This is a genomic window from Ruegeria sp. BG5 (assembly GCF_056538425.1).
Window position 1 is genome coordinate 508501 of record NZ_JBQFTC010000001.1, and the last position, 22835, is coordinate 531335.

Annotated in this window: 21 protein-coding genes and 2 tRNA genes; 11 read left to right on the forward strand and 12 right to left on the reverse strand. The window is 60.2% G+C overall.

Going from position 1 to position 22835, the window contains the following annotated elements; all coding sequences use genetic code 11:
* The 3 genes from ACR0KX_RS02395 to hisF all read right to left on the reverse strand — a co-directional run bounded on the left by ACR0KX_RS02395 (nucleotide 1) and on the right by hisF (nucleotide 1716).
* Entirely contained in the window at nucleotides 1-567 is a 567-nt protein-coding gene (locus tag ACR0KX_RS02395; protein WP_480707804.1) for a hypothetical protein, read from the reverse strand.
* A gap of 73 nt (nucleotides 568-640) precedes the next feature.
* The gene (locus tag ACR0KX_RS02400; protein ID WP_170452143.1) at nucleotides 641-958 is read right to left on the reverse strand and encodes a phosphoribosyl-ATP diphosphatase; all 318 of its coding nucleotides are present in this window, start codon (nucleotides 956-958) and stop codon (nucleotides 641-643) included.
* Nucleotides 955-1716: an imidazole glycerol phosphate synthase subunit HisF gene (hisF, locus tag ACR0KX_RS02405; RefSeq protein ID WP_170452141.1), complete on the reverse strand. Its 762-nt coding sequence runs from the start codon at nucleotides 1714-1716 to the stop codon at nucleotides 955-957. The genes ACR0KX_RS02400 and hisF overlap by 4 nt, the downstream gene beginning before the upstream one ends.
* A gap of 172 nt (nucleotides 1717-1888) precedes the next feature.
* Here hisF and ACR0KX_RS02410 point away from each other — a divergent pair, with 172 nt between their 5' ends.
* A complete protein-coding gene (locus tag ACR0KX_RS02410; protein WP_170452139.1) occupies nucleotides 1889-2281 on the forward strand; it encodes a DUF302 domain-containing protein in 393 nt (130 codons plus the stop codon).
* A 3-nt stretch (nucleotides 2282-2284) separates the two neighbouring features.
* On the opposite strand, the gene hisA is transcribed toward ACR0KX_RS02410, so the two are convergent.
* Complete coding sequence (gene hisA / locus ACR0KX_RS02415) at nucleotides 2285-3004, reverse strand: 1-(5-phosphoribosyl)-5-[(5-phosphoribosylamino)methylideneamino]imidazole-4-carboxamide isomerase (protein WP_480625700.1); 720 nt, start codon at nucleotides 3002-3004, stop codon at nucleotides 2285-2287.
* A gap of 135 nt (nucleotides 3005-3139) precedes the next feature.
* Here hisA and ACR0KX_RS02420 point away from each other — a divergent pair, with 135 nt between their 5' ends.
* On the forward strand, nucleotides 3140-3538 hold the full coding sequence (locus ACR0KX_RS02420; RefSeq protein WP_170452135.1) for a DUF2147 domain-containing protein: 399 nt from the start codon (nucleotides 3140-3142) through the stop codon (nucleotides 3536-3538).
* A gap of 4 nt (nucleotides 3539-3542) precedes the next feature.
* Here the strand turns inward: ACR0KX_RS02420 and hisH are convergent, their stop codons facing one another.
* Nucleotides 3543-4181, reverse strand: a complete 639-nt coding sequence (hisH, locus tag ACR0KX_RS02425; protein WP_170452133.1) for an imidazole glycerol phosphate synthase subunit HisH — start codon at nucleotides 4179-4181, stop codon at nucleotides 3543-3545.
* Between the two features lie 85 nt (nucleotides 4182-4266).
* Complete coding sequence (gene hisB, locus ACR0KX_RS02430; RefSeq protein ID WP_170452131.1) at nucleotides 4267-4854, reverse strand: imidazoleglycerol-phosphate dehydratase HisB; 588 nt, start codon at nucleotides 4852-4854, stop codon at nucleotides 4267-4269.
* Between the two features lie 153 nt (nucleotides 4855-5007).
* Between hisB and ACR0KX_RS02435 the strand changes: the two genes are divergently transcribed.
* Nucleotides 5008-5247 carry an Lrp/AsnC ligand binding domain-containing protein gene (locus tag ACR0KX_RS02435; protein WP_170452129.1) on the forward strand — a complete coding sequence of 80 codons (240 nt, stop codon included), beginning with the start codon at nucleotides 5008-5010 and terminating at the stop codon, nucleotides 5245-5247.
* A gap of 14 nt (nucleotides 5248-5261) precedes the next feature.
* Here ACR0KX_RS02435 and ACR0KX_RS02440 read toward each other — a convergent pair.
* From ACR0KX_RS02440 to ACR0KX_RS02460, 5 genes are all read right to left on the reverse strand, one after another.
* Nucleotides 5262-5336, reverse strand: a tRNA-Gly gene (locus tag ACR0KX_RS02440).
* A gap of 36 nt (nucleotides 5337-5372) precedes the next feature.
* Nucleotides 5373-5447, reverse strand: a tRNA-Gly gene (locus ACR0KX_RS02445).
* 94 nt (nucleotides 5448-5541) lie between these two features.
* Nucleotides 5542-5925, reverse strand: a complete 384-nt coding sequence (locus tag ACR0KX_RS02450; RefSeq protein ID WP_170622355.1) for an MAPEG family protein — start codon at nucleotides 5923-5925, stop codon at nucleotides 5542-5544.
* A gap of 318 nt (nucleotides 5926-6243) precedes the next feature.
* Nucleotides 6244-9681 (reverse strand): pyruvate carboxylase, encoded by a 3438-nt coding sequence (locus ACR0KX_RS02455; RefSeq protein WP_480707805.1) that lies wholly within the window; start codon nucleotides 9679-9681, stop codon nucleotides 6244-6246.
* A 145-nt stretch (nucleotides 9682-9826) separates the two neighbouring features.
* Entirely contained in the window at nucleotides 9827-10963 is a 1137-nt protein-coding gene (locus ACR0KX_RS02460) for an alpha-hydroxy acid oxidase (protein ID WP_170622357.1), read from the reverse strand.
* A gap of 203 nt (nucleotides 10964-11166) precedes the next feature.
* Between ACR0KX_RS02460 and ACR0KX_RS02465 the strand changes: the two genes are divergently transcribed.
* Nucleotides 11167-13611: a UvrD-helicase domain-containing protein gene (locus ACR0KX_RS02465; RefSeq protein WP_170622358.1), complete on the forward strand. Its 2445-nt coding sequence runs from the start codon at nucleotides 11167-11169 to the stop codon at nucleotides 13609-13611.
* Between the two features lie 406 nt (nucleotides 13612-14017).
* Here ACR0KX_RS02465 and ACR0KX_RS02470 read toward each other — a convergent pair whose 3' ends face one another.
* A complete protein-coding gene (locus tag ACR0KX_RS02470; RefSeq protein WP_170622359.1) occupies nucleotides 14018-14242 on the reverse strand; it encodes a DUF1127 domain-containing protein in 225 nt (74 codons plus the stop codon).
* 914 nt (nucleotides 14243-15156) lie between these two features.
* Between ACR0KX_RS02470 and mraZ the strand changes: the two genes are divergently transcribed.
* The 7 genes from mraZ to mraY are packed head-to-tail and all read left to right on the forward strand — an operon-like array spanning nucleotide 15157 to nucleotide 22820.
* Nucleotides 15157-15660 carry a division/cell wall cluster transcriptional repressor MraZ gene (gene mraZ / locus ACR0KX_RS02475; RefSeq protein WP_170452117.1) on the forward strand — a complete coding sequence of 168 codons (504 nt, stop codon included), beginning with the start codon at nucleotides 15157-15159 and terminating at the stop codon, nucleotides 15658-15660.
* A 4-nt stretch (nucleotides 15661-15664) separates the two neighbouring features.
* On the forward strand, nucleotides 15665-16657 hold the full coding sequence (rsmH, locus tag ACR0KX_RS02480; protein WP_170622661.1) for a 16S rRNA (cytosine(1402)-N(4))-methyltransferase RsmH: 993 nt from the start codon (nucleotides 15665-15667) through the stop codon (nucleotides 16655-16657).
* The gene (gene ftsL / locus ACR0KX_RS02485; RefSeq protein WP_170622360.1) at nucleotides 16654-17022 is read left to right on the forward strand and encodes a cell division protein FtsL; all 369 of its coding nucleotides are present in this window, start codon (nucleotides 16654-16656) and stop codon (nucleotides 17020-17022) included. The genes rsmH and ftsL overlap by 4 nt, the downstream gene beginning before the upstream one ends.
* Nucleotides 17019-18806 carry a peptidoglycan D,D-transpeptidase FtsI family protein gene (locus ACR0KX_RS02490; protein ID WP_480707806.1) on the forward strand — a complete coding sequence of 596 codons (1788 nt, stop codon included), beginning with the start codon at nucleotides 17019-17021 and terminating at the stop codon, nucleotides 18804-18806. The genes ftsL and ACR0KX_RS02490 overlap by 4 nt, the downstream gene beginning before the upstream one ends.
* Before the next feature lie 22 nt (nucleotides 18807-18828).
* Nucleotides 18829-20310 carry a UDP-N-acetylmuramoyl-L-alanyl-D-glutamate--2,6-diaminopimelate ligase gene (locus ACR0KX_RS02495; protein ID WP_170622362.1) on the forward strand — a complete coding sequence of 494 codons (1482 nt, stop codon included), beginning with the start codon at nucleotides 18829-18831 and terminating at the stop codon, nucleotides 20308-20310.
* On the forward strand, nucleotides 20307-21701 hold the full coding sequence (locus ACR0KX_RS02500) for a UDP-N-acetylmuramoyl-tripeptide--D-alanyl-D-alanine ligase (RefSeq protein WP_170622363.1): 1395 nt from the start codon (nucleotides 20307-20309) through the stop codon (nucleotides 21699-21701). The genes ACR0KX_RS02495 and ACR0KX_RS02500 overlap by 4 nt, the downstream gene beginning before the upstream one ends.
* Nucleotides 21702-21737: 36 nt before the next feature.
* Nucleotides 21738-22820: a phospho-N-acetylmuramoyl-pentapeptide-transferase gene (gene mraY / locus ACR0KX_RS02505; RefSeq protein WP_170622364.1), complete on the forward strand. Its 1083-nt coding sequence runs from the start codon at nucleotides 21738-21740 to the stop codon at nucleotides 22818-22820.
* Nucleotides 22821-22835 lie beyond the last annotated feature (15 nt).

Consider the following 22835-nt stretch of genomic DNA (forward strand, 5'->3'; position numbering starts at 1 on the left):
TTATTCAGCCGGGTAGGGCCTCAGCCGGGCCACCTGCGTCTGGCGACGCTTTTCCAGAACCACATTGCGTGGCACCCAATCGTATCTTGTGTCCTCGGACAGGGGGGACCAGTACAGCACGCCGCCATAGCGCCACGGGTCCAGCACGATGCCTTGGTCCATAGGGTCTCCGGCGCGGCTGATGATGGCGGTGCTGTGGTCGATTCGGAACGGATTGTCCGCATTGGCGATGGCGCGGTGCAGGGTCAGTGTCTGGAACTGTTCCTGCTTCAGACGTCGTTCGACATCTTCGGCCCAATGCCAGCACAACCCGCGCGGGCGCAGCCCATTGTTGACCTTGGCATTGTGGATCAGGGGCGGGTCGGTGATCTGGTATTCCTGCACCAGTTGCGCGGTATAGGCATAGGCGACCCGGGCGGCGCGGTCGGCCTCTTCGGGATCGATGCCGGGGCCCAATTCGCGAATTTCGGTGGCCAGACGCTGGGCTTCATCGCCGGTCGACGGGGGCGGGGACGCACAGGCCCCCAACGTCACAAGGGCCAGAACAAAGGCCAAAGCTCTGATCATTCTCATGCCCTTAGGGTTACAGACCGCACAGCCCGATCATAGGGCCGGGGCGGTCGCAGCGAAACCCCGCAGCTTACCCCTTGGGGCGCGCGGCCTTTTCGGCGATACCGCTGAGGCCCTGACGCCGCGCCAGTTCGGCCAGCACATCGTCTAGTGCCACGTCCCGCGCCGCCAGCATGACCAGCAGGTGATACAACACATCCGCCGCCTCGGAGGTCAGCCCCGCCTTGTCATTCTTGACGGCTTCGATGATGGCTTCAACGGCCTCTTCCCCGAATTTCTCGGCGCATTTCTCGGGGCCTTTGGCCAGCAGCTTGGCGGTCCAGCTCGATTCAGGGTCGGCGGTTTTGCGGGCCTCAATGGTGGCGGCCAGATCGTTCAGAATGCTCATGTCAGCCTCATCGGGATGCCAGCGGCGGCCATATGTTCCTTGGCCTCGCGAATGGTGTATTCGCCGAAATGGAAGATGGATGCCGCCAGAACGGCACTTGCGCCGCCTTCGGTCACACCCTCGACCAGATGGTCCAGATTGCCGACGCCCCCGCTTGCGATCACCGGAACATCCACCGCGTCCGAGATCGCGCGAGTCAAAGGCAGGTTGAACCCCGCCTTGGTGCCATCACGATCCATCGAGGTCAGTAGGATTTCCCCAGCACCCTTGGCCACAACGGTCTTAGCAAATTCCACCGCGTCTATGCCGGTGGGTTTGCGGCCGCCATGGGTGAAAATCTCCCACTTGCCGAGGCTGACGGTCTTGGCGTCGATGGCGCAGACGATGCACTGGCTGCCAAACTGATCCGCAGCCTCGGCGATCACGTCCGGGTTTGCCACCGCAGCCGAGTTGAAGCTGACCTTATCCGCCCCCGCCAGCAACAGGGCCCGCACGTCGTCCTTGGTGCGCACGCCGCCGCCCACGGTCAGGGGCACGAAACACTGCTCTGCCGTGCGCTGCACCACGTCGAACATGGTGCCCCGGTTTTCATGCGTGGCGTGGATGTCCAGAAAACAGATCTCATCCGCCCCGGCGGCGTCATAGGCCTTGGCCGATTCCACCGGGTCGCCCGCATCGCGCAGGCCCACAAAATTCACACCTTTGACCACGCGGCCATCGGCAACATCCAGACAGGGAATGATACGGGTTTTCAGCATGGGTCGTCCTTTGTTGAGCGCACCTCTACCGGCAAAGCCCCGCCGATGCCAGACTTGTGATTGCCACCCCTCTCAAAGCTGTGAAAACTGTTCCCAAATTCAGCAGGAGATCAATGAGATGCGAAACCTCTTTTTGACGACCACATTCATTTTTGCAGGAGCAGTCGCCGCAATGGCAGACGATATCATCAAGGTGGAAACCGACAAATCCGTGGCCGAGGCGCTGGACGCGCTTGAGGCTGCAGTGGGCAATGCAGGCGCAACCGTCTTTGCCCGGATCGATCACGCGGCAGGGGCCGAGAAGGTTGGCACACCCATCCCGCCCAATCAGCTTCTGATCTTTGGCAACCCCGCACTGGGCACGCCAGCGATGCAGATTGATCCGCGCGCTGGTCTGTTCCTGCCGCTGAAAGTGCAGGCTTATGAGGACGAAAACGGGCAGGTCTGGCTGGCCTATGAAGACCCGAAAGAGACCATGGACGAGCTTGATGATGTCGAAAACTCGCCCGTGATCGAAAAGATGCGTGGTGCGCTGAACAATCTGACTTCGGCTGCCGCGCAGTAGGGGTTAAGACAGGGCGCGAATGGCCTCGGCCAGGTCAATCGCGCCATCATAAAGCGCGCGACCCGAAATAGCGCCGTTCAACTCAACGCCGCAGTCGCGCAGGGCGATCAGGTCGTCCAGTGAACTGACACCGCCCGAAGCAATCACCGGGATCGACACAGCCTGCGCCAGAGCGGCCGTCGCCTCGATATTCGGGCCCTGCATCGCGCCATCGCGGTTGATGTCGGTGTAGATGATCGCGGCAACGCCTGCGTCCTCGAAACTGCGGGCAAGGTCAGTGACCTGCACGTCGGTTTCCTCGGCCCAGCCTTTGGTCGCAACCATACCGTTGCGTGCATCGATGCCCACGGCGACTTTGCCCGGGAATGCTTTGGACGCTTCGCGCACCAGATCGGGGTTTTCGACGGCGACAGTGCCCAGAATGACGCGCGCCAGTCCCTTGTCGATCCAGGTCTCGATGGTTGCCATGTCGCGGATGCCGCCGCCCAGCTGCGCGGGTACATCGCAGGCTTTCAGAATCGCCTCGACCGGGGCGGCATTGACCGGCTCGCCCGCAAACGCGCCGTTCAGGTCGACCAGATGCAGCCATTCACACCCGGCCTCGACAAAAGCGCGCGCCTGCGCTGCCGGGTCCTCGTTGAACACGGTGGCTTTGTCCATTTCTCCGCGCAGCAGGCGAACGGCGTTGCCGTCTTTCAGGTCGATGGCGGGGTAGAGGATCATGTCGGGCGGCCCTATCTAAGTGTTACACGCGCGGCATATCGCACAGGCGGGGCAGGGGATGCAACGCGACGCTGGGTCATTCTTGCCCACACGCACGCCTCGGGTCAGACTGCCCGCAAATCAGGGAGGTTGATTATGAAGAAACTCACTCTTGCCGCCGGTTTTGTAGCACTGGCCACCGGTGCTTTTGCCGATCCGGTCGATGGCATCTGGAAAACCCAAGCAGGTGATGAAGGCGGTTACCTGCACGTATCCATTTCGGAATGCGGCAGCGCCGTCTGCGGAACCATTGACAGTGCATTTGATGGCAGCGGCAATCAAAACTTGGAATACGAGAATCTGGGCAAGCAAATCATTTGGGACATGGTCCCTGAAGGTGACGGGAGCTATGACAATGGCAAGATCTGGGCCCCAGACCGCGACAAGACCTATAACTCGAAGATGACTCTGGACAGCCAGAATCAACTGACCGTCAAAGGCTGCGTTGCTGGTGGTCTGGTCTGTCGCGGGCAGACCTGGACGCGCGTTCAGTAATTGCTCAGGGGGTCCAGGTCAGGAAATTCCCGATCATGCGCAGGCCCACATCCTGACTTTTCTCAGGATGGAACTGCATCCCAACCATTGTGTCGCGGCCGATCACGGCCGTGACCTCTTGCCCATAGTCCACATGGGCCAGCCGCTGCGCCGGATCGCTGACCCGGAAGTGGTAGGAGTGAACGAAATAGGCATGATCGCCTGAACGCACCCCATCGAACACCGGATGGGCGCTTTCCAGAACCAGATCGTTCCAGCCCATATGCGGCACTTTCAACGCGCGATCTGACGGCTCGATTCGAACAACATCGCCGCCAACCCAGCCCAGCCCGTCGGTTTCTGTGTATTCGTGCCCCTTCGAGGCCATCAATTGCATTCCCACGCAGATGCCCAGAAACGGGCGGCCCTTTTGTTCGACCGCCTCGACCATCGCGTCATAGATGCCCTTGTGCCCGCGCAACTCGGCAGCGCAGGCCGGGAACGCTCCATCGCCTGGCAACACCAGGCGATCCGCACGCGCCACGACATCCGCGTCCGATGTCACGACAACCTCACCCGCGTCCACCTCACGCGCCATGCGCTGAAACGCCTTCTCGGCCGAGTGCAGATTGCCCGACTCATAATCAATGATCGCAGTCAGCATGATACGGACCTGTTCTTCTTCTTGTTCCAAATACGGCGGGGTGAATTGGCCGCAGGCCAAGAGGGGCAGCGCCCCTTACGACCGCCTACAAAGCACCCTTGGTCGAGGGAATCGCATCCGCCTTGCGCGGGTCGGTCTCAACCGCCAGCCGCAACGCGCGCGCGACAGCCTTGAACGCCGCCTCGGCGATGTGGTGGCTGTTGAACCCGTGTAACTGATCTATATGCAGTGTGACACCGCCATGGGTGGCCAGCGCCTGAAAGAACTCGCGCACCAGTTCGGTGTCGAAATTGCCGATCTTGGGCGTTGGCAGGTCAACGTTCCAGATCAGGAACGGACGGCCCGACAGGTCCAGCGCACAGCGGACCTGCGCGTCATCCATCGGCAAATGACACTCGCCATAGCGACGGATGCCCTTCTTGTCGCCAAGGGCCTGCGTCAACGCCTGTCCCAGCGCGATGCCGGTATCCTCGACCGTGTGGTGATCGTCGATGTGGTAATCACCCTGCGCCCGGATCGTCATGTCGATCAGCGAATGGCGCGCCAGCTGGTCCAGCATGTGATCGAAAAAGCCAACGCCGGTCTGATTGTCATACTGGCCGGTGCCGTCCAGATTGACCTGAACCGAAATCTCGGTCTCAGCGGTCTTGCGGCTGATCGATGCGCTGCGCATGGGCGAATTCCTTTTGCTTCGAGGGAGCTTATAGACGGGGTGGGGCGGGTTGATCCAGACCATGTGTGGCATTCGCCGCAAACTGTTGCAGGGGATTGCACCCGGCCCGGCCCCGTGCCAGCCTGCCCGCAAGTCAATTGAAGGACCGACGCCATGTCCACTTGCGTTTTCATCCAGATTCGCTGCAAACCCGGCACCACCTACAGTGTGGCCGAGGAAATCGCGCTGCGCGAAATCCATTCCGAACTCTATTCGACAAGCGGCGAATATGACCTGCTGCTGAAGCTCTATATCCCGGAAACCGAGGACGTGGGCCATTTCATCAATGAAAACCTGCTGGTCATCCCAAACATCGAACGGTCACTGACCACGATGACATTCAAGGCTTTCTGAAGGTTTTTGGTATCTGGAGCGGGCGAGGCGATTCGAACGCCCGACCCTAACCTTGGCAAGGTTATGCTCTACCCCTGAGCTACGCCCGCATCAGATACATATGTGTCGGTCCAAAGACCTCTCAATGGAGCGGGCGAGGCGATTCGAACGCCCGACCCTAACCTTGGCAAGGTTATGCTCTACCCCTGAGCTACGCCCGCGCCGTTGAGTGAGGAGGGATGTATAAATTCCCACGCGGGGCTGCAAGTGGAAAATGCGGCGCAATCGAATTTTCTTTTGCGCCGCCGGGGCCCGTCAGATGGCAAGAACGAAGCTGGTGATGGCCGTACCCAAAAGGGCGATATAGGTCAGGATCATCCCGTACATCCGCAGCGGCTGAATCTGAGGCGTGCGGCCGAAACCATAGGCGTGCATCAGGCGTCCGACCAGAAGGGCCGCGCCAAATGCGTGGATCAGCCAGCCTTCGGCCCCCTGAATTTCGATCATCGCCAGCAACAGCAGGGTGAAGGGGGCGTATTCCAGGCAGTTCTCCTGCGTGCGCATCGCCTTGAGCACTTCTTCCTTCCCGCCATCCCCGAACGAGACCAGGCCCGAGCGGCGATACCGGACGACGAGAAGGCTGAGCACAACATACAGAATGGCGATGGGGGCCGCATAAAGCGGGGTGATCGATAGCATTGGTCCTGTTTCTCCTCGGGCCGTTATGCAACCGCCGGGTCGTCCGGGCGGCTTTACAGGCAAGGGGACTAAACCGGTCGGTTCAGTTCAGCCAGTCACAGTTTTGTGTAGATGTGGCATGTCGGTCGAATGCGTGCGGAAATTGCCACGATAGTCCTGTTGGACCCGAGGTGACCTGACGATTAGCGGCAGTTGTGGGGGCAGTTGAGCCCTGAGGTAATGGGGTAAGGCCGGAAAGCCGACCCGTGACGGTTGTACCTTGCAAAAACAAAGGCGCGCCGGTGGCGCGCCTTTTTTCGTTGATTGCTTGAATGTCAGTTACTCAAGCTCAACCAACAGGTCCTTGGCGTCAATCTGACCGCCGGGCTGAACATGGACAGCTTTGACAACTGCGTCGCGTTCGGCGTGGATGCCGGTTTCCATCTTCATCGCTTCGATGGTCAGCAGCATGTCGCCTTCCTTGACCTCTTGCCCGGCTGTCACAGCGACGGTTGCCACGACACCCGGCATCGGCGCGCCGACATGGTTGGGATTGCCGGCTTCGGCCTTCGGACGGGCCTGTGTGGTCGAGGTCACCATGCGGTTCGGTACCCGGATCACGCGGGGCTGGCCGTTGAGTTCAAAGAACACTTTGACCTCGCCCTTTTCGTCGGTGTCGCCAATGGCCTGACAACGGATTTCCAGCGTCTTGCCGGGATCGATTTCCGCCGTGATCTCTTCGCCCGGCTCCATGCCGTAGAAGAAGGTGCGCGTGGGCAGGGTGCGGACCGGGCCGTAAACCCGGTGGCGGCCCATGTAGTCCAGAAAGACCTTGGGATACATCAGGTATCCGTTCAGGTCCTCGTCATCGACCTCCATGCCTTCCAACTGTTTGGACAGATCGGCACGGGTGGCTTCCAAATCGACCGCTTCGACCCCCTTGCCGGGGCGCTCGGTATTGGGCGTTTCGTCCTTCAGCACCTTCTTGATGATCGACTCGGGGAACCCGCCCGGAGGCTGGCCCAGATTGCCGCGCATCATGTCCACCACCGAGTCGGGGAAGGCCACATCGGTCGACGGGTCTTCGACCTGTTCCCGGGTCATGTTCTGGCTGACCATCATCAGCGCCATGTCACCGACCACCTTGGACGACGGGGTCACCTTGACGATATCACCGAACATCTGGTTCACGTCGGCATAGGTCTGCGCGACCTCGTGCCAGCGTTCCTCAAGCCCGAGGCTGCGGGCCTGCGCCTTGAGGTTGGTGAACTGACCTCCTGGCATCTCGTGCAGGTAAACCTCAGAGGCCGGGGCTTGCAGACTGGATTCGAAAGCCGCGTACTGGCCGCGTACTGCTTCGAAATAGTCGCTGATCTCACGGATGGCCTTGATGTCCAGCCCGGTGTCCCGCTCGGTATGACGCAGCGCCTCGACCACGGTGCCCAGCGTCGCCTGTGACGTGTTGCCGCTGAAGCTGTCCATCGCGCAATCCACCGCGTCTACTCCCGCCTCGGACGCGGCCAGAATGGTCGCGCTGGCGATACCAGCGGTGTCGTGCGTGTGGAAGTGGATCGGCAGACCGACCTCTTCCTTCAGCGCGCGGATCAGGATTTTGGCCGAGGCCGGTTTCAGCAGGCCCGCCATGTCTTTCAGGCCAAGCACATGCGCCCCAGCATCGCGAAGCTCTTTCGCCATACCGACATAGTATTTCAGGTCATACTTGGCGCGGTCCGGGTCCAGAATGTCGCCGGTATAGCAAACTGTGCCTTCACAGATCTTGCCGCTCTCAACAACCGCATCCATCGCAACGCGCATATTCTCGACCCAGTTCAGCGAGTCGAACACGCGGAAGACGTCGATGTTCTTCGATGCCTGACGCACAAATTCCTGCACGACGTTGTCGGGGTAGTTGGTATAGCCAACCCCGTTTGCGCCGCGCAGCAGCATCTGAGTCATCAGGTTCGGCATCGCCTCGCGCAGATCGCGCAAGCGCTGCCACGGGCATTCCTGCAGGAAGCGGTAGGCCACATCGAAAGTCGCACCGCCCCAGCATTCCACCGAGAACAATTGCGGCAGGTTGGCCGCATAGGTCGGGGCAACCTTGATCATGTCGATCGAGCGCATCCGGGTCGCCAGCAGCGACTGGTGCCCGTCCCGCATGGTGGTGTCGGTGATCAGCAACTGCCGCTGCGCCTTCATCCAGTCGGCAACCGCCTGCGGGCCTTTCTGTTCCAGCAGGTTGCGGGTGCCCATCTGCGGTTCGGCCTTAGCGGCCGGGGCCTTGGCCTCTTTCAGATCAGTGCGCGGTTCCGGGCGGTCTTTGGTTTCGGGATGCCCGTTCACGGTGATATCCGCGATGTAGGTCAGAACCTTGGTGCCCCGGTCGCGGCGGCGCTTGAACTGGAACAGGTCCGGCGTCGTGTCGATGAACTTGGTGGTGTATTCATTCGACAGGAATGTCGGGTGCTTTAGCAGGTTGATGACAAAGTCGATATTGGTGCTCACGCCGCGAATACGGAACTCGCGCAGGGCGCGGTCCATTCGGGCAATCGCAGCCTCCGGCGTCGGCGCCTTGGCGGTGACCTTGGTCAGAAGCGAGTCGTAATAGCGTGTAATCACCCCGCCCGCATAAGCCGTGCCGCCATCCAGACGGATGCCCATACCAGTGGCCGAGCGATAGGCGGTGATGCGGCCATAATCGGGAATGAAGTTGTTCTGCGGGTCCTCGGTGGTGATCCGGGTTTGCAGCGCGTGGCCATTCAGGCGCACATCGGCCTGGCTGGCAGCACCGGTGGCTTCGGCCAGCGTTTTCCCCTCGGCGATCAGAATCTGGGCCTGCACGATGTCGATGCCGGTGACTTCCTCGGTGACGGTGTGTTCCACCTGCACGCGGGGGTTCACCTCGATGAAGTAGAACTTGCCGGTTTCCATATCCATCAGAAACTCGACGGTGCCCGCGCATTCATAATTCACATGGGCGCAGATCTTGCGGCCCAGTTCACAGATTTCCGCGCGCTGATCTTCGGACAGATACGGGGCAGGGGCGCGTTCGACGACTTTCTGATTCCGGCGCTGAACCGAGCAGTCGCGTTCGTACAGGTGATAAATCTCACCGTGCTTGTCGCCAAGGATCTGAACCTCGACGTGGCGGGCGCGGGTGATCATCTTTTCCAGATAGCCCTCGCCATTGCCAAACGCGGCCTCGGCCTCACGCCGACCTTCCAGCACCTTTTCTTCCAGCTCATCCTCGGACTCGATCGGACGCATCCCGCGCCCGCCGCCGCCCCAGCTGGCCTTCAGCATCAGCGGATAGCCGATCTCTTTGGCCTCAGCCCGGATCGCATCCATGTCATCGCCCAGAACCTCGGTCGCGGGGATCACCGGAACACCTGCCTCAATCGCCACGCGCCGCGCGCTGGCCTTGTCGCCCAGGGCGCGCATGGTCTCGGCCTTTGGTCCGATGAAGGTGATGCCGTTCTGAACACAGGCATCCACAAAGTTGGGATTTTCGGACAGCAGGCCATAGCCCGGATGGATCGCATCCGCGCCGCATTCCTTGGCCACCCGGATGATCTCATCAATCGACAGATAGGCCGCGACCGGTCCCATGCCTTCGCCAATGCGATATGCCTCATCCGCCTTGAAACGGTGCAGGCCCAGCTTGTCTTCTTCGGCGAAGACGGCGACGGTGCGTTTGCCCATCTCGTTGGCTGCGCGCATGACGCGGATAGCGATTTCGCCGCGGTTGGCGATCAGGATCTTGTTGAAGTCGGTCATTTTAGGTCCCGGTCATTTAGGTGTGGCCGTTTAATAGGCGGACAATACGCGCACGTATATCAGTCGTTCTGGGTAGAACCGGCATGTTATCGCTCGCAAACGCCGCCTTATGGCGGTTTCTCTTTAGCGTTGCTGCGGCGCAGCATCAATCGCAGAGTTGACCTTGCGGCACCTGATCCGGCGAAGCGATGCCCATTTGTCCCATATTGGCCAGCAAATCCTGCCGCAGAATGTCGATCACATGGGTCGGACCCTGCGCGCCAAGGGCCGCAAGCCCATACAGAAACGCCCGCCCCAGCATGACAAAATCCGCACCTTTGGCCATGGCGCGCAGAATGTCCAAACCACCCTCGACGCCGCTGTCGAAAATCAGCGGCAGGCTGCAGGCGGCGCGAATCTCGGGCAGCACGTCGATGCTGGCCGGTGCAGCGTCAAACTGGCGTCCGCCGTGGTTCGAGACCCAAAGCGCATCCACACCTGTTTTCTCAAGCCGTTCCGCATCTTCGGGTCGTAATACGCCCTTCACGATAAACGGCCCGTCCCAATGATCGCGCAGCCATTTGACATAATCCATGTCGGGCGAGGTGCGCAGCAGATACCCGATATGGGCGGTTGGGGGCAGGGTCTGCTGGCCATCGATATACTTGTCCAGGGTCCGCATCCTGGGCGTTCCGTGTCGCCACATGCCCATGGCCCAGGCCGGGCGCATCGCAACCTGAGCCAGCAATCGCGGCGTCAGACGCGGCGGCTGCGTCTGGCCCGAGCGCGTCTGACGTTCGCGCCGCGACGCAACCGGCACATCGGCGGTCAGAACCAGAGTCTTGAACCCGGCGGCACGTGCGCGGGCCAGCACATCGCTGCGAATCTCGGGGTCTTTGGGCGGGTAGAGTTGAAACCACGCGTTCCGGCCCAGATGCGGTGCCATATCCTCGGGCGATTGGCTGGCGACGGTCGACAAGGTGAAGGGCAGACCGGCCTGCGCGGCCGCACGCGCCAGCAGTGCCTCGGCATTCGGCCAGATCAGGCCGCACATCCCGATCGGAGCGATTCCAAAAGGCAAGGCGCAGGTCTGCCCCAAAAGCTCGACCTGTGTGTCGAACGTTAACTCTCCATGTAGGATCGAGGGGTACAGTCGCACATCGTCCAGCGCCTGCCGGTTGCGGTGCAAAGTGGTTTCCGTTCCGGTGCCACTGTCCACATATTCCCAGACAAAATGCGGCAACCTGCGCCGGGCGCGGCGTTTCAGATCCGGGATGCCGGGATACAAGCTGTGCAGGTCCATGCGGATTGATCCGACCTGCACGGCGATTCGGCAAGGGTGTAGGGCGATACGCTTCTTAGGGCGCGCATCTACTGATCAAGACAAGCCGTTCGAAGTACGCGTTGCTCCGAGTGTCCCGCGCGCGTTAAGAAAGTTGAAAGCGCGTGTGAACAAGCCGTGAACAAACTCTTTCCCTTGGCGCGCATCCGGCGTAGTTTGGAGCCATGAGCAGTTTTGACGAAATGGACGCCTTCGAGGGCGCATCGCTGTCGCAAAGAGCCATGGCTCGCTTTGGGCAGAACGAAGGCTTGTATCTTAAAGACCTTAACTCCTCGCAGCGAGAAGCGGCTGAACAAATTGAGGGGCCACTACTGATTTTGGCCGGTGCAGGGACGGGCAAAACAAAAACGTTGATGGCGCGTGTCGCACATCTTGTGCAGAGGCACGGCGTTAGATCAAACGAGATTCTTGCGGTGACGTTTACAAACAAAGCCGCCAAGGAAATGAGGGATCGGCTTGAAGTCACTCCTTATGAAGTCAAAGAACCGTTGAGGTGGATGGGTACCTTTCACTCGATCAGCGCTAAGCTGTTACGGCGGCATGCCGAACTGGTCGACCTGAAACCGAACTTCACCATTCTGGACAGCGACGACCAATTGCGTCTCGTGCGCCAAATTTTGGATGCAGAAAAGGTTGATCGAAAGAAATGGACGGACCGTTGGTTCCTTCATGAAATCGGAAACCACAAGAATAGAGCGGAGACGGCAAAAAAGGTTGGCGCTGGAAACGGTAAGCGAGCGGATCGTATTCCCGGAGCCGCAGCAGACGGTACAGGGTACCAGCGTTCAGTGGGTGATGTTTATATCCAATACCAAAATCGGTTACGCGAACTAAATGCTGTGGATTTCGATGACCTCCTGATGCACATGATCGCGATCTTCCAGACTCACCCGGACGTTCTGGAACAATACCAACGCTGGTTCCGCTATATCCTTGTGGACGAGTATCAGGACACCAACGTCGCCCAGTACCTCTGGCTGCGTTTGCTGGCCGGGGGGCACAAGAATATCTGCTGCGTGGGCGACGACGATCAGTCGATCTATGGCTGGCGCGGGGCCGAAGTGGGCAACATCCTGCGGTTCGAGAAGGATTTTCCCGGTGCTTATGTGGTGCGGCTGGAACAGAACTACCGCTCGACCCCGCATATTCTGGCGGCTGCGTCGAATGTCATTCGAGGCAATGAAAGTCGCTTAGGCAAAGAGCTATGGACCGACCGGGAAGAAGGCGAAAAGGTTCGTCTGATCGGCCATTGGGATGGCGAGGAAGAGGCGCGCTGGATCGGCGAGGAAATCGACGCGATGCAGGGCGGCACGCGCGGCGTGCGGCCGATGAACCTCGATGAGATTGCTATTCTGGTCCGCGCCTCGCATCAGATGCGGGCGTTTGAGGATCGATTTCTGACCATTGGTTTGCCCTACAAGGTGATCGGCGGCCCTCGGTTCTATGAACGGATGGAGATTCGCGATGCCATGGCCTATTTCCGGCTGGTGGTCAGCCCCGAGGATGATCTGGCGTTTGAGCGGATTGTGAACACGCCCAAACGAGGCCTCGGTGACAAGGCGCAGCAGACGATTCAGATGACGGCGCGGGAACACGGGGTGTCTCTAGTCGATGGTGCGCGGATTGCCGTTGATAACGGGCTGATCAAGGGCAAAGGCGGGAAGGCGCTGCGTGAACTGATCGATGGTCTGGCGCGCTGGAATGCGATGACGCGGGGCCCTCGGATTGAGGTCGATGATGACTCGGTTATCGACGATGGCGTGTCGCCGATCCGCTATGGCGCGCCCGAGCATACGCATATCGAACTGGCGCAGATTGTTTTGGACGAGTCCGGCTATACCGGTCACTGGCAGAACGACAAAACACCCGAAGCGCCGGGACGGCTGGAGAACCTCAAAGAACTCGTCAACCAGTTGGACAATTTCGAGAACCTGCAAGGGTTTCTGGAACATGTCAGCCTGGTCATGGATAACGAGCAGGATTCGGATGGGGCCAAGGTTTCCATCATGACGCTGCACGCGGCCAAAGGGCTGGAGTTTCCCGCCGTGTTCCTGCCGGGGTGGGAGGATGGGTTGTTCCCCTCGCAACGGTCGATGGACGAATCGGGCCTCAAGGGCCTCGAAGAGGAACGGCGATTGGCGTATGTGGGCATCACGCGGGCGGAAGAGGTTTGTACGATTTCTTTCGCGGCAAACCGACGGGTGTTCGGGCAGTGGCAGAACTCGATGCCGTCGCGGTTCATCGACGAATTGCCCGAGGATCATGTGGAGGTGCTGACGCCTCCGGGGCTGTATGGTGGTGGTCAGACAACGGCAGGGATCGAAACCCGCGCGGCGGAGGCGAATGTTTATAACTCTCCCGGTTGGAAGCGGATGCAGGCGCGGCAGGGCCAGTACGGTATGTCGCAACCGCGTGAGAGCCGGAATACGGTGATCGATGCCACGGCTGTGGCCAGTTTTACCCTGGGTGAAAGGGTCTTTCACCAGAAATTCGGCTATGGCGGTGTGGTTGGCATCGAAGGCGACAAGGTCGAGGTCGAGTTTGACAAGGCCGGGACGAAGAAGGTTGTTTCCCGGTTCCTGTCTGCCAAGGACGACGTGCCGTTTTGATCTTTTGCGAGGCTCTGCCTCGCGCTCCGAGGTATTTTTGAACAGAAGAAGCAGGGGCGTTCGCGCCCCTTTTTGCTGTGCGCAAAAGAAAAGCGGCGGTTCCCAGGGAGGAGGAGGGGGAACCGCCGCTCTTTGCAACATCAGAGCAGGGAGGAGGAGAGCCCTGATGTATCAGCACCCGGGTTTGAGCCCGGTATGGGTAAGACGCGGCGACGTCAGGGAGGAGAAGGACGTCGCCGCGCGCTTTCAACATCAGGGCAGGGAGGAGGAGAGCCCCGATGTATCAGTTTCCGGCGTTCAGGGCCGGTATAAGGTGCGGCAGCGTCAGGGAGGAGGAGAGACGCTGCCGCTGATTACAGACCCTAAAGGGAGGAGGAAGGGTCTGATCTCGGGTATTTCGGTGCGCTTAGCGAGCGGTGTAATCGTCAGCCGCCTGCATCGCTACGCGGCGGATCATCGAGCGGTGCAGGCCCAGATCGGCCAGCTCGCGGTTGGACAGGCCGGACAGTTCGTTGACCGTCTGGCGGTACATGCGGTGACGGGCAAAGCGGGTTTTTGCGGCTTCGATCAGCGCGCTCAGCCCGCTTGTGTGTGCGCCCTTCAGCGCGGTGGAATTTGCTGCAACAGCCATGTGCTTTACTCGGTCTCGTGTGTCTGTGCCGGTGTCGTCCGGCGCTTGCTTGAGACTGAAAATAGGCAAATGCTGCGATTGCACAATACCGGGCGACGTCAATGCTGCTATGCAGCAAATGCATAGATATCAGAATGTTGAGCGGGCACCCGTAGATTCCCCTTATAAATATGGGTTTTGGACACGCCTTTGCTTGTGGTTTGCGAAGCGGAAAAAAGTTACCGCAAGCATTCGCCATATGTTTGGGCGCTAACTTGGAAAATTTGTGCGTTGTAAAAGCCCAAGATTTCAGCAGCGCCTGCCTGTTTGGGGCTGTGACGGGCCCCACTTGGGAATTCATGGGATGTTCTTTGGATTGATGATCCAAGCAAGACTGCCGTGGATTTTGAGGTCATTGATTCGGGATTGGTGTCACGGTTTTTAGGCGGTATTTCCAGAAATCTGGGGTAAATCCGAAAAAAGTTGGGAAATCGTGGGAAGTCTTTTTCGCTTATAGAAATTGGAACATATGGGTAGTTTAATGCCCTTCTTGTCTATATGCAGTGTATATACGTCTGTGGATCATAGTGATATGATGGTCGCATCGCAGCTTGACGAACGCAGTGACCAAATTTTCCAGTTGATTTCCATGATTTCCCATGTCATCCCTTGTTCATCCGATGAGGACGAGGCAGCAGGGGCACATAACGACCCCAACCAATAATAATCAGGTTTCATACAGGCATCTCGCTTTCATCTATCAAGAGATCCGGCGCGCGGGCGAGCAGACATCCCCCCAGGTGGCGCGTGCAGCTGGACATCCCGCAAAGCGGGTCAATGCGGCGGGTTGATCAGTGGCAGCAGATCAACCCGCCGTTTTTCATCCGGGGGGAGCGTGAATTTGAGGTGGGGCGCAAGCGAAAGGGACAGTCGTCTTGGCGCGCAGGTTTAGAGGTGAAAGCCACCATAAGGTGGACACAAAGGGCAGGGTCTCGATCCCGGCCTCGTTTCGCCGTGTGCTTGAAGCGTCCGATCCCAACTGGCAGCCCGGTGACAATCCTGAGCTTGTGATTGTCTATGGCGATCACCGCCGCAAATATCTTGAATGCTATACAATGCAGGCGATCGACGAGGTTGATGCCAAGATCGATGCACTGCCGCGCGGCTCGATGGAGCGCAAGATGTTGCAGCGCATGTTCCACGGTCAGTCCTTCCCGACCAATGTGGACGAAACCGGGCGGCTGGTGCTGCCGGCAAAGTTGCGCAGCAAGATCGACCTTGAGAATGAGGCGTTCTTTATTGCCGCCGGTGACACCTTCCAGATCTGGAAGCCCGAGACCTATGAGGTCGAGGAACTGGCCAAGGCCGAAGAATGGATGGACGATCTGCCCGACGATTTCGACCCGATGGTCTATCTCGATGGCATCGGGGACGCGTGACGGCATGTCCGGCGCTGAGACCCCTTCCGATAAACCTCATATCCCTGTTTTGTTGCGCCCGTTGCTGGGCGCGGTGGCGCCGGTTTCAGGCGTGTGGTTGGACGGAACCTTCGGCGCGGGCGGGTATACGCGCGGCTTGTTGGAGGCCGGGGCTGACAAGGTCATCGGCGTGGACCGCGATCCGCTGGCCTTTGAGATGGCGGCGGGTTGGGCTGCCGAATATGGTGACCGGCTGGTGATGCAACCCGGCGTGTTTTCCCGGATGGACGAGTATGCCGAAGGTCTGGACGGCGTTGTGCTGGACCTCGGGGTGTCGTCGATGCAGTTGGATCAGGCCGAGCGTGGGTTTTCCTTCATGAAGGACGGGCCGCTGGACATGCGCATGAGCCAGGAGGGCGAAAGCGCCGCCGATCTTGTGAACCAAGCGACCGAGGCGCAACTGGCCGATATTCTGTTTCACTACGGTGAAGAACGCGCCAGCCGTCGGATTGCCAAGGCGATTGTCAAAGCGCGGGCCCAGGAACCCATCACCACAACCCTGCGTTTGACAGAGATCATCGAATCCTGCTTGCCGCGCCCGAAGCCGGGGCAATCGCATCCTGCGACGCGCAGCTTTCAGGGGCTGCGGATCGCGGTGAACGCGGAATACGAAGAACTGTTTCAGGGCCTCATGGCCGCGGAACGGGCGTTGAAGCCGGGCGGGCAACTGGCTGTTGTCACCTTCCATTCCATCGAAGACCGCATGGTCAAACGGTTCTTTCAGTCCCGCGCGGGCAAAACCGGTCGGGCAAACCGCTATGCGCCCGAAATGGAACAGGAATTGCCGCAATTCACTTTGAAAACACGCAAGGCCGTGGGCCCGGATGATCAGGAATTGCAGGAAAATCCGCGCGCGCGGTCGGCCAAGCTGCGTGTTGCGGTGCGAACCGAGGCACCGGCGGGGGAAATTGACGCCCGCGCAATCGGGATGCCGCAATTGGGGGGAAGGGCAAGATGAAGAGTGTTTTGTATGTGTTGACCGCTCTGTCCGTGTTCGGATTGGCGCTTTGGGCGTATCAAGAGAATTACCGCACCCAGCAAGTGTTGAAAGAAACGCAGAAATTGCAGCGTGAGATCGGCATGGCGCAGGTGCGTCTGGCGGTTCTGAACGCCGAATGGGCCTATCTGAACCGTCCTGACCGGTTACGGGAACTGGCGGATCTGAATTTCGAACGTCTGAGCCTGCTGCCCCTGCGGGCCGAGCAGTTTGGGCGTGCCGATCAGATCGCATATGCGGAAGACCCTGATCTGCCCATCGTGGATCCGATTGAATTGCAGGCGATTACTGACTTGCAGGCATTGGGCGAGGTGCAGATTCCATGACACGTACACCACTCCGCCCTTTGGCCCGTGTTCTGGATGCCCGTGCGCGTGGGGAAAATCCGAAGGTCATCGAACGCGAGAACATCCGTCAGCGTCATGAACAGATGAAAGACCGCGCCCGTGCCAGGGCCGAGGGGCGCCTGCTGGTGCTGGGCCTTTTCTTTTTCTGTGCCTTCTCGGTTGTTGGCTTCCGGATGGGGATGTTGGCGACGTCCGAGGCGCAAGAGCCGCTGGCCAGCGCGCCGGGGGCGGCGATTGCCATGCAGCGCGCCAATATTGTGGATCGTGAGGGTCGGATTCTTGCGACCAATCTGGACACTTATTCGGTCTACGCCCAACCGCCCCTGATGATCGATCCGATTGCGGCGGCGGATCAGTTGGTGGCGATCTTCCCCGATCTGGATAAAGAGCGTCTAGTCAAGGACTTCACTGGCGAGCGCAAATTCCTTTGGATCAAAAAGCGCATCTCGCCCGAGCAGAAGCAGGCTGTTCATGACATTGGCGATCCCGGCATCCTGTTTGGTCCGCGTGAAATGCGGCTGTACCCGAATGGTAAACTGGCCGCACATATTCTGGGTGGCTCGGGCTTTGGTCGTGAGGGCGTGAGTGCTGCCGAAGTGATCGGCGTTGCTGGAGTCGAGAAGAAATTCGACGACTATCTGCGTGATCCGGCCAACGGCAACAAGCCGCTGCAACTGTCGCTGGACCTGACCATTCAGGCCGCGGTCGAGCAGGTGCTGTATGGCGGCATGAAGATCATGAACGCCAAGGGGGCTTCGGCCGTTCTGATGAATGCGCATACGGGTGAGGTGGTCTCGGCCGCGTCGCTACCGTCTTTCGACCCCAATGATCGCCCGCGCCCGCCGACCTCGGGCTTTGATCCGTCGGACAGCCCGCTGTTCAACCGCTATGTGCAGGGCGTGTACGAGCTTGGCTCGGTCTTCAAGATCTTTACTGCCGCGCAGGCCGTGCAGCTTGGGTTGGTGAACTCCGAGACCATTATCGACACCTCGGGGCCGATGAAAATCGGTCGCTTCCCGATTGGTGAGTTCAACGGCAAGAACTACGGCAAGATCAGTGTTGCGGATGTGATCGTCCATAGCTCGAACCGGGGAACCGGGCGGTTGGCCTTGCAGATCGGTTCCAAACGACAGCAGGAGTTTCTGCAGACTCTGGGCATGTTTGAACCCACACCGTTCGAGATTGTCGAGGCCGCCGGGGGCGCGCCGCTGAAGCCCAAGAAATGGGGTGAACTGAGCACGGTGACCATTTCCTATGGCCATGGCCTGTCGACCAGCCCGATGCATCTGGCGGCGGGATATGCGGCGATTGCCAATGGCGGGCACTATGTCAGCCCGACGATCCTGAAGAAAAACGGCCCGCAATACGGCCCACGTGTGCTTTCGGACAGCGCCGCGTCGCAGGCGCAGAAGATGCTGCGCAAAGTGGTGACCGACGGCACCGCCAGCTTTGGCGATGTCAAAGGTTATGACGTTGCGGGCAAAACGGGAACGGCGGATAAACCCAAGCCGCGTGGCGGGTATTACGATGACAAGGTCATCGCGACCTTTGCCACCATCTTTCCGGCCTATGATCCGAAATACGTGCTGATCGTCACGCTGGATGAACCGTCAATCGTGGCCTATGGCGAAAAGCGCCGCACCGCAGGCTGGACGGCTGTCCCGGTTGCGGCTGAGCTGATCGGGCGGGTTGCCCCTTTGCTGGGCCTGCGTCCCCGGCTTGAGCCTGAGGCGGGCGCTGCTATAACCCTGACCTCGAATTAGGGTGCCAGAGAACAGGTGGGTCATGGGCGCAAGAACAAAGAAACTCAGCCAACTGGCCCTGACCGCGCGCGGCGGCGCAAATCCGGATATCACCGGGCTGGCGGTTGACAACCGCGAGGTCAAATACGGCTATCTGTTTGCAGCCCTTCCCGGCACCCGCGTCCACGGCGGCGAGTTCATCCAATTTGCCCTGCGCATGGGGGCCGCAGCTGTTCTGACCGACGCCGAAGGCGCACGGATCGCGGCAACCGAACTGGCCGCTTCCGACGCCGCCCTGATCGTGGTCGAAGACCCGCGTCAGGCGCTGGCCGGGTCGGCGGCGCTGTGGTTTGGCCAGCAGCCGCAGACCATCGTGGCGGTTACCGGCACCAACGGTAAAACCTCGGTTGCCAGCTTCGTGCGCCAGATCTGGACCGAGCTTGGCCATGCCGCCGTCAATCTGGGCACTACCGGTGTCGAGGGTGCCTGGACCGCTCCGTTAGCTCATACCACGCCCGAACCGATCACCCTGCATCGCTGTCTGTCCGAGGCTGCCGAGAATGGGGTCACTCATGCGGCGATGGAGGCGTCTTCGCATGGGCTAGAGCAGCGCAGGCTGGATGGCGTACAGCTAACCGCCGCCGGATTTTCGAACTTCACGCAGGATCATCTGGACTACCACGAAACCTTCGAGGCCTATTTTGCAGCCAAGATGGGCCTGTTCGACCGTGTTCTGCCCCATGACGGAACCGCAGTGATCAACCTCAGCGACCCAAAGGGAGCCCGCGTGCGCAAGATTGCCGAGGCGCGGGGACAGTCGGTGCTGACAGTCGGATTGGGCGAGGCCGATCTTTGCCTAATGAACCAACGCTTTGACTCGACCGGGCAGGATTTGCGGTTTTCCTGGCAAGGCAAGACCTTCCAGACCCGCCTGAACCTGATCGGAGGGTTTCAGGCCGAGAACATCCTGCTCGCCTGTGGATTGGTCATCGCCGCCGGGGATGAGCCCGAGCGGGTGTTCGAAACCCTGCCGCACCTGACAACGGTTCGGGGGCGCATGCAACTGGCGGCCACCCGTGACAACGGCGCAGCAGTATTTGTGGACTATGCCCATACGCCAGACGCCGTTGCCACGGCGTTAAAGGCGCTACGCCCGCATGTGATGGGCCGTCTGATCGCCATTGTCGGCGCGGGCGGAGATCGCGATGCCACCAAACGCCCGCTGATGGGTAAGGCCGCGACAAACCATGCGGATATCGTATTCGTCACCGATGACAACCCGCGCAGCGAAGACCCGGCCGCCATCCGCGCCGCCGTGATGGACGGCGCGCCGGGTGCGACCGAGGTGGGCGACCGGGCCGAGGCCATCCTTCGCGGCATCGACGCCTTGCAGCCGGGCGACGCGTTGCTGATCGCAGGCAAGGGGCATGAAACCGGCCAGATCGTCGGCGATCAGGTTCTGCCCTTCGACGATGTCGAGCAGGCGAGCATTTCCGTGGCCGCTCTCGACGGGAGGGTCGCATGACGCTCTGGACAGCGGCAGAGGCTGCCGAGGCCACCGGCGGGCGGGCAACCACGGATTGGCAGGCAAATGGCGTGTCGATTGACACAAGAACGTTGCAGCCGGGCGATCTGTTTGTTGCGCTGAAGGCTGCACGTGACGGGCATGATTTCGTGGCTCAGGCGCTTGAAAAAGGTGCAGGGGCGGCGCTGGTTTCCCATATCCCCGAAGGTGTGTCCGAAGATGCGCCGCTGTTGATCGTCAAAGATGTGCAAGCCGGGCTCGAGGCGCTCGGGCAGGCCGCGCGCGCGCGGACAGAGGCGCGCGTGGTCGGGGTGACAGGTAGCGTCGGCAAAACTTCGACCAAGGAAATGCTGGCAACCATTCTTGAAACTCGGGGCAAAACCCATGCCAGCGTCGCCAGCTACAACAATCATTGGGGCGTGCCGCTGACACTGGCACGGATGCCGCAGGATACCGAATATGCGGTGATCGAGATCGGGATGAACCACCCCGGCGAAATTGCTCCGCTGGCCCGCCAGGCCCGCCCGCATGTGGCGCTGGTGACAACCGTGGCTGCGGTTCATCTTGAGGCGTTTGAGTCGGTTGCAGGGATCGCCCACGAAAAGGCGGCTATTTTCGAGGGGCTGGAACCCGGCGGCGCAGCCATCGTGAATGCCGATATCGACCATGCCGAAATTCTGCGTCACACGGCGCAAGATCACGGTGCAGGGATCGTTGAATTTGGCCGTCAGGCCGCAGATTACAAGCTGGCGGGTGTGACTGCCGGGCCGGATTCGGTTCAGGCCCAAGCCGCGGTTGGTGACACGCAGTTCACCTTCAACGTCCAATCCGCCGGTACGCATTTTGCGATGAACGCTTTGGGTGCTTTGGCCGCTTGTGTCGAACTGGGTGTTAATCTGGATCAGGCCATCACCGGTTTGCGGCAATGGTCCCCGGTCAAGGGGCGCGGCGTGCGCGAGACCTTGCCGCTGGCCGCTGGCGGACAGATCGAACTGCTGGACGACAGCTACAACGCCAACCCGACCTCGATGGAGGCCGCCTTGGATGTGCTTGCTGCATCGCAAGGCGCGCGTCGCATCGCCTTTCTGGGTGACATGAAAGAACTGGGGTCGCAGGAACAGGCCATGCACGCAGCCATGGCCCAGGTCGATGCGATGGCGCGTGTGGACCAAGTGCATTGCATCGGTCCGCTTATGCAGGCTCTGCATCAGGCCCTGCCGAATGACAAGCGCGGGCTGTGGTTTGAAACCAGCGCCGAAATGGCCGAGCACCTGACTGATCTGATCAAAACCGGCGATACTGTGCTGGCCAAGGGCTCGCTGAGCATGGCTCTGGCGCGGATTGTTGACGGTCTGCGCAAAATGGGGCAAGGGGGCGCGCTTAACGGGTGAACGCACCCATGAGCCTCGTGTGAGAAGGGTTTTGTAATGCTGTATTGGTTGACCGCCTTGTCGGACGGAGGGGATTTCTGGAACCTCTTCCGCTACATCACCTTCCGCGCAGGCGGCGCCTTTATGACCGCGCTGATCTTTGGCTTCATCTTCGGCAAGCCGCTGATCAACGTGCTGCGCAGGAAGCAGGGCAAAGGCCAGCCGATCCGCGATGACGGGCCAGAGGGGCATTTTTCCAAGGCCGGAACGCCGACCATGGGCGGGTTGCTGATCGTCGGCGCGCTGGTGACATCGACGCTTGTCTGGGCGCGGTGGGACAATCCCTATGTCTGGATGGTGCTGTTCGTGACACTGGCCTACGCGGCCATCGGCTTTGCCGACGATTACGCGAAGGTTTCAAAGCAGAATACTAAGGGTGTTTCGGGCCGGATGCGGCTTGCGCTGGGCGTTATCATCGCCGTTCTGGCCTCGCTCTGGGCCACTTTGCATCATCCTGAAATCCTGCAAAACCAGCTGGCCGTGCCGGTGTTCAAGGACACTCTGGTCAATCTGGGCATCTTCTATATCCCGTTCGCTATTGTCGTTATCGTGGGGGCCGCAAATGCGGTGAACCTGACCGATGGTCTGGATGGTCTGGCCATCATGCCCGCGATGATCGCGGCCTCGACCCTGGGGATCATCGCCTACGCCGTGGGCCGGGTCGACTTTACCGAGTATCTGGACGTGCACTACGTGCCCGGCACCGGTGAGATCTTCATCTTCACCTCGGCCCTCTTCGGCGCGGGGCTTGGCTTCCTGTGGTACAACGCGCCGCCTGCGGCTGTGTTCATGGGCGACACCGGATCACTGGCGCTGGGCGGCGCGCTGGGCGCCATCGCCGTGGCCACCAAACACGAGCTGGTTCTGGCCGTCGTCGGCGGTTTGTTCGTGGTCGAAGCGCTGAGCGTGATCATTCAGGTCCTCTATTTCAAACGCACCGGCAAACGCGTCTTCTTGATGGCCCCGATCCATCACCACTATGAGAAAAAGGGCTGGGCCGAGCCGACCATCGTGATCCGCTTCTGGATCATCTCGCTGATCCTGGCGATGATTGGGTTGGCGACGTTGAAGGTGCGGTGAGCGATCAACCCCTTC

Bases quoted from the DNA above. Each gene is read 5' to 3' on its own strand.
- hisF (WP_170452141.1), bottom strand. From the start codon at position 1,716: ATGCTGAAAACCCGTATCATTCCCTGTCTGGATGTTGCCGATGGCCGC.
- ACR0KX_RS02450 (WP_170622355.1), bottom strand. From the start codon at position 5,925: ATGCTATCGATCACCCCGCTTTATGCGGCCCCCATCGCCATTCTGTAT.
- ACR0KX_RS02420 (WP_170452135.1), top strand. From the start codon at position 3,140: ATGAAGAAACTCACTCTTGCCGCCGGTTTTGTAGCACTGGCCACCGGT.
- ACR0KX_RS02495 (WP_170622362.1), top strand. From the start codon at position 18,829: ATGGGCGCAAGAACAAAGAAACTCAGCCAACTGGCCCTGACCGCGCGC.
- ACR0KX_RS02410 (WP_170452139.1), top strand. From the start codon at position 1,889: ATGGCAGACGATATCATCAAGGTGGAAACCGACAAATCCGTGGCCGAG.
- hisA (WP_480625700.1), bottom strand. From the start codon at position 3,004: ATGATCCTCTACCCCGCCATCGACCTGAAAGACGGCAACGCCGTTCGC.
- ACR0KX_RS02460 (WP_170622357.1), bottom strand. From the start codon at position 10,963: ATGGACCTGCACAGCTTGTATCCCGGCATCCCGGATCTGAAACGCCGC.
- ACR0KX_RS02435 (WP_170452129.1), top strand. From the start codon at position 5,008: ATGTCCACTTGCGTTTTCATCCAGATTCGCTGCAAACCCGGCACCACC.
- ACR0KX_RS02455 (WP_480707805.1), bottom strand. From the start codon at position 9,681: ATGACCGACTTCAACAAGATCCTGATCGCCAACCGCGGCGAAATCGCT.
- rsmH (WP_170622661.1), top strand. From the start codon at position 15,665: ATGTCCGGCGCTGAGACCCCTTCCGATAAACCTCATATCCCTGTTTTG.
- hisB (WP_170452131.1), bottom strand. From the start codon at position 4,854: ATGCGCAGCGCATCGATCAGCCGCAAGACCGCTGAGACCGAGATTTCG.
- ACR0KX_RS02465 (WP_170622358.1), top strand. From the start codon at position 11,167: ATGAGCAGTTTTGACGAAATGGACGCCTTCGAGGGCGCATCGCTGTCG.
- mraY (WP_170622364.1), top strand. From the start codon at position 21,738: ATGCTGTATTGGTTGACCGCCTTGTCGGACGGAGGGGATTTCTGGAAC.
- ACR0KX_RS02400 (WP_170452143.1), bottom strand. From the start codon at position 958: ATGAGCATTCTGAACGATCTGGCCGCCACCATTGAGGCCCGCAAAACC.
- ftsL (WP_170622360.1), top strand. From the start codon at position 16,654: ATGAAGAGTGTTTTGTATGTGTTGACCGCTCTGTCCGTGTTCGGATTG.
- hisH (WP_170452133.1), bottom strand. From the start codon at position 4,181: ATGCTGACTGCGATCATTGATTATGAGTCGGGCAATCTGCACTCGGCC.
- ACR0KX_RS02490 (WP_480707806.1), top strand. From the start codon at position 17,019: ATGACACGTACACCACTCCGCCCTTTGGCCCGTGTTCTGGATGCCCGT.
- ACR0KX_RS02395 (WP_480707804.1), bottom strand. From the start codon at position 567: ATGATCAGAGCTTTGGCCTTTGTTCTGGCCCTTGTGACGTTGGGGGCC.
- ACR0KX_RS02470 (WP_170622359.1), bottom strand. From the start codon at position 14,242: ATGGCTGTTGCAGCAAATTCCACCGCGCTGAAGGGCGCACACACAAGC.
- ACR0KX_RS02500 (WP_170622363.1), top strand. From the start codon at position 20,307: ATGACGCTCTGGACAGCGGCAGAGGCTGCCGAGGCCACCGGCGGGCGG.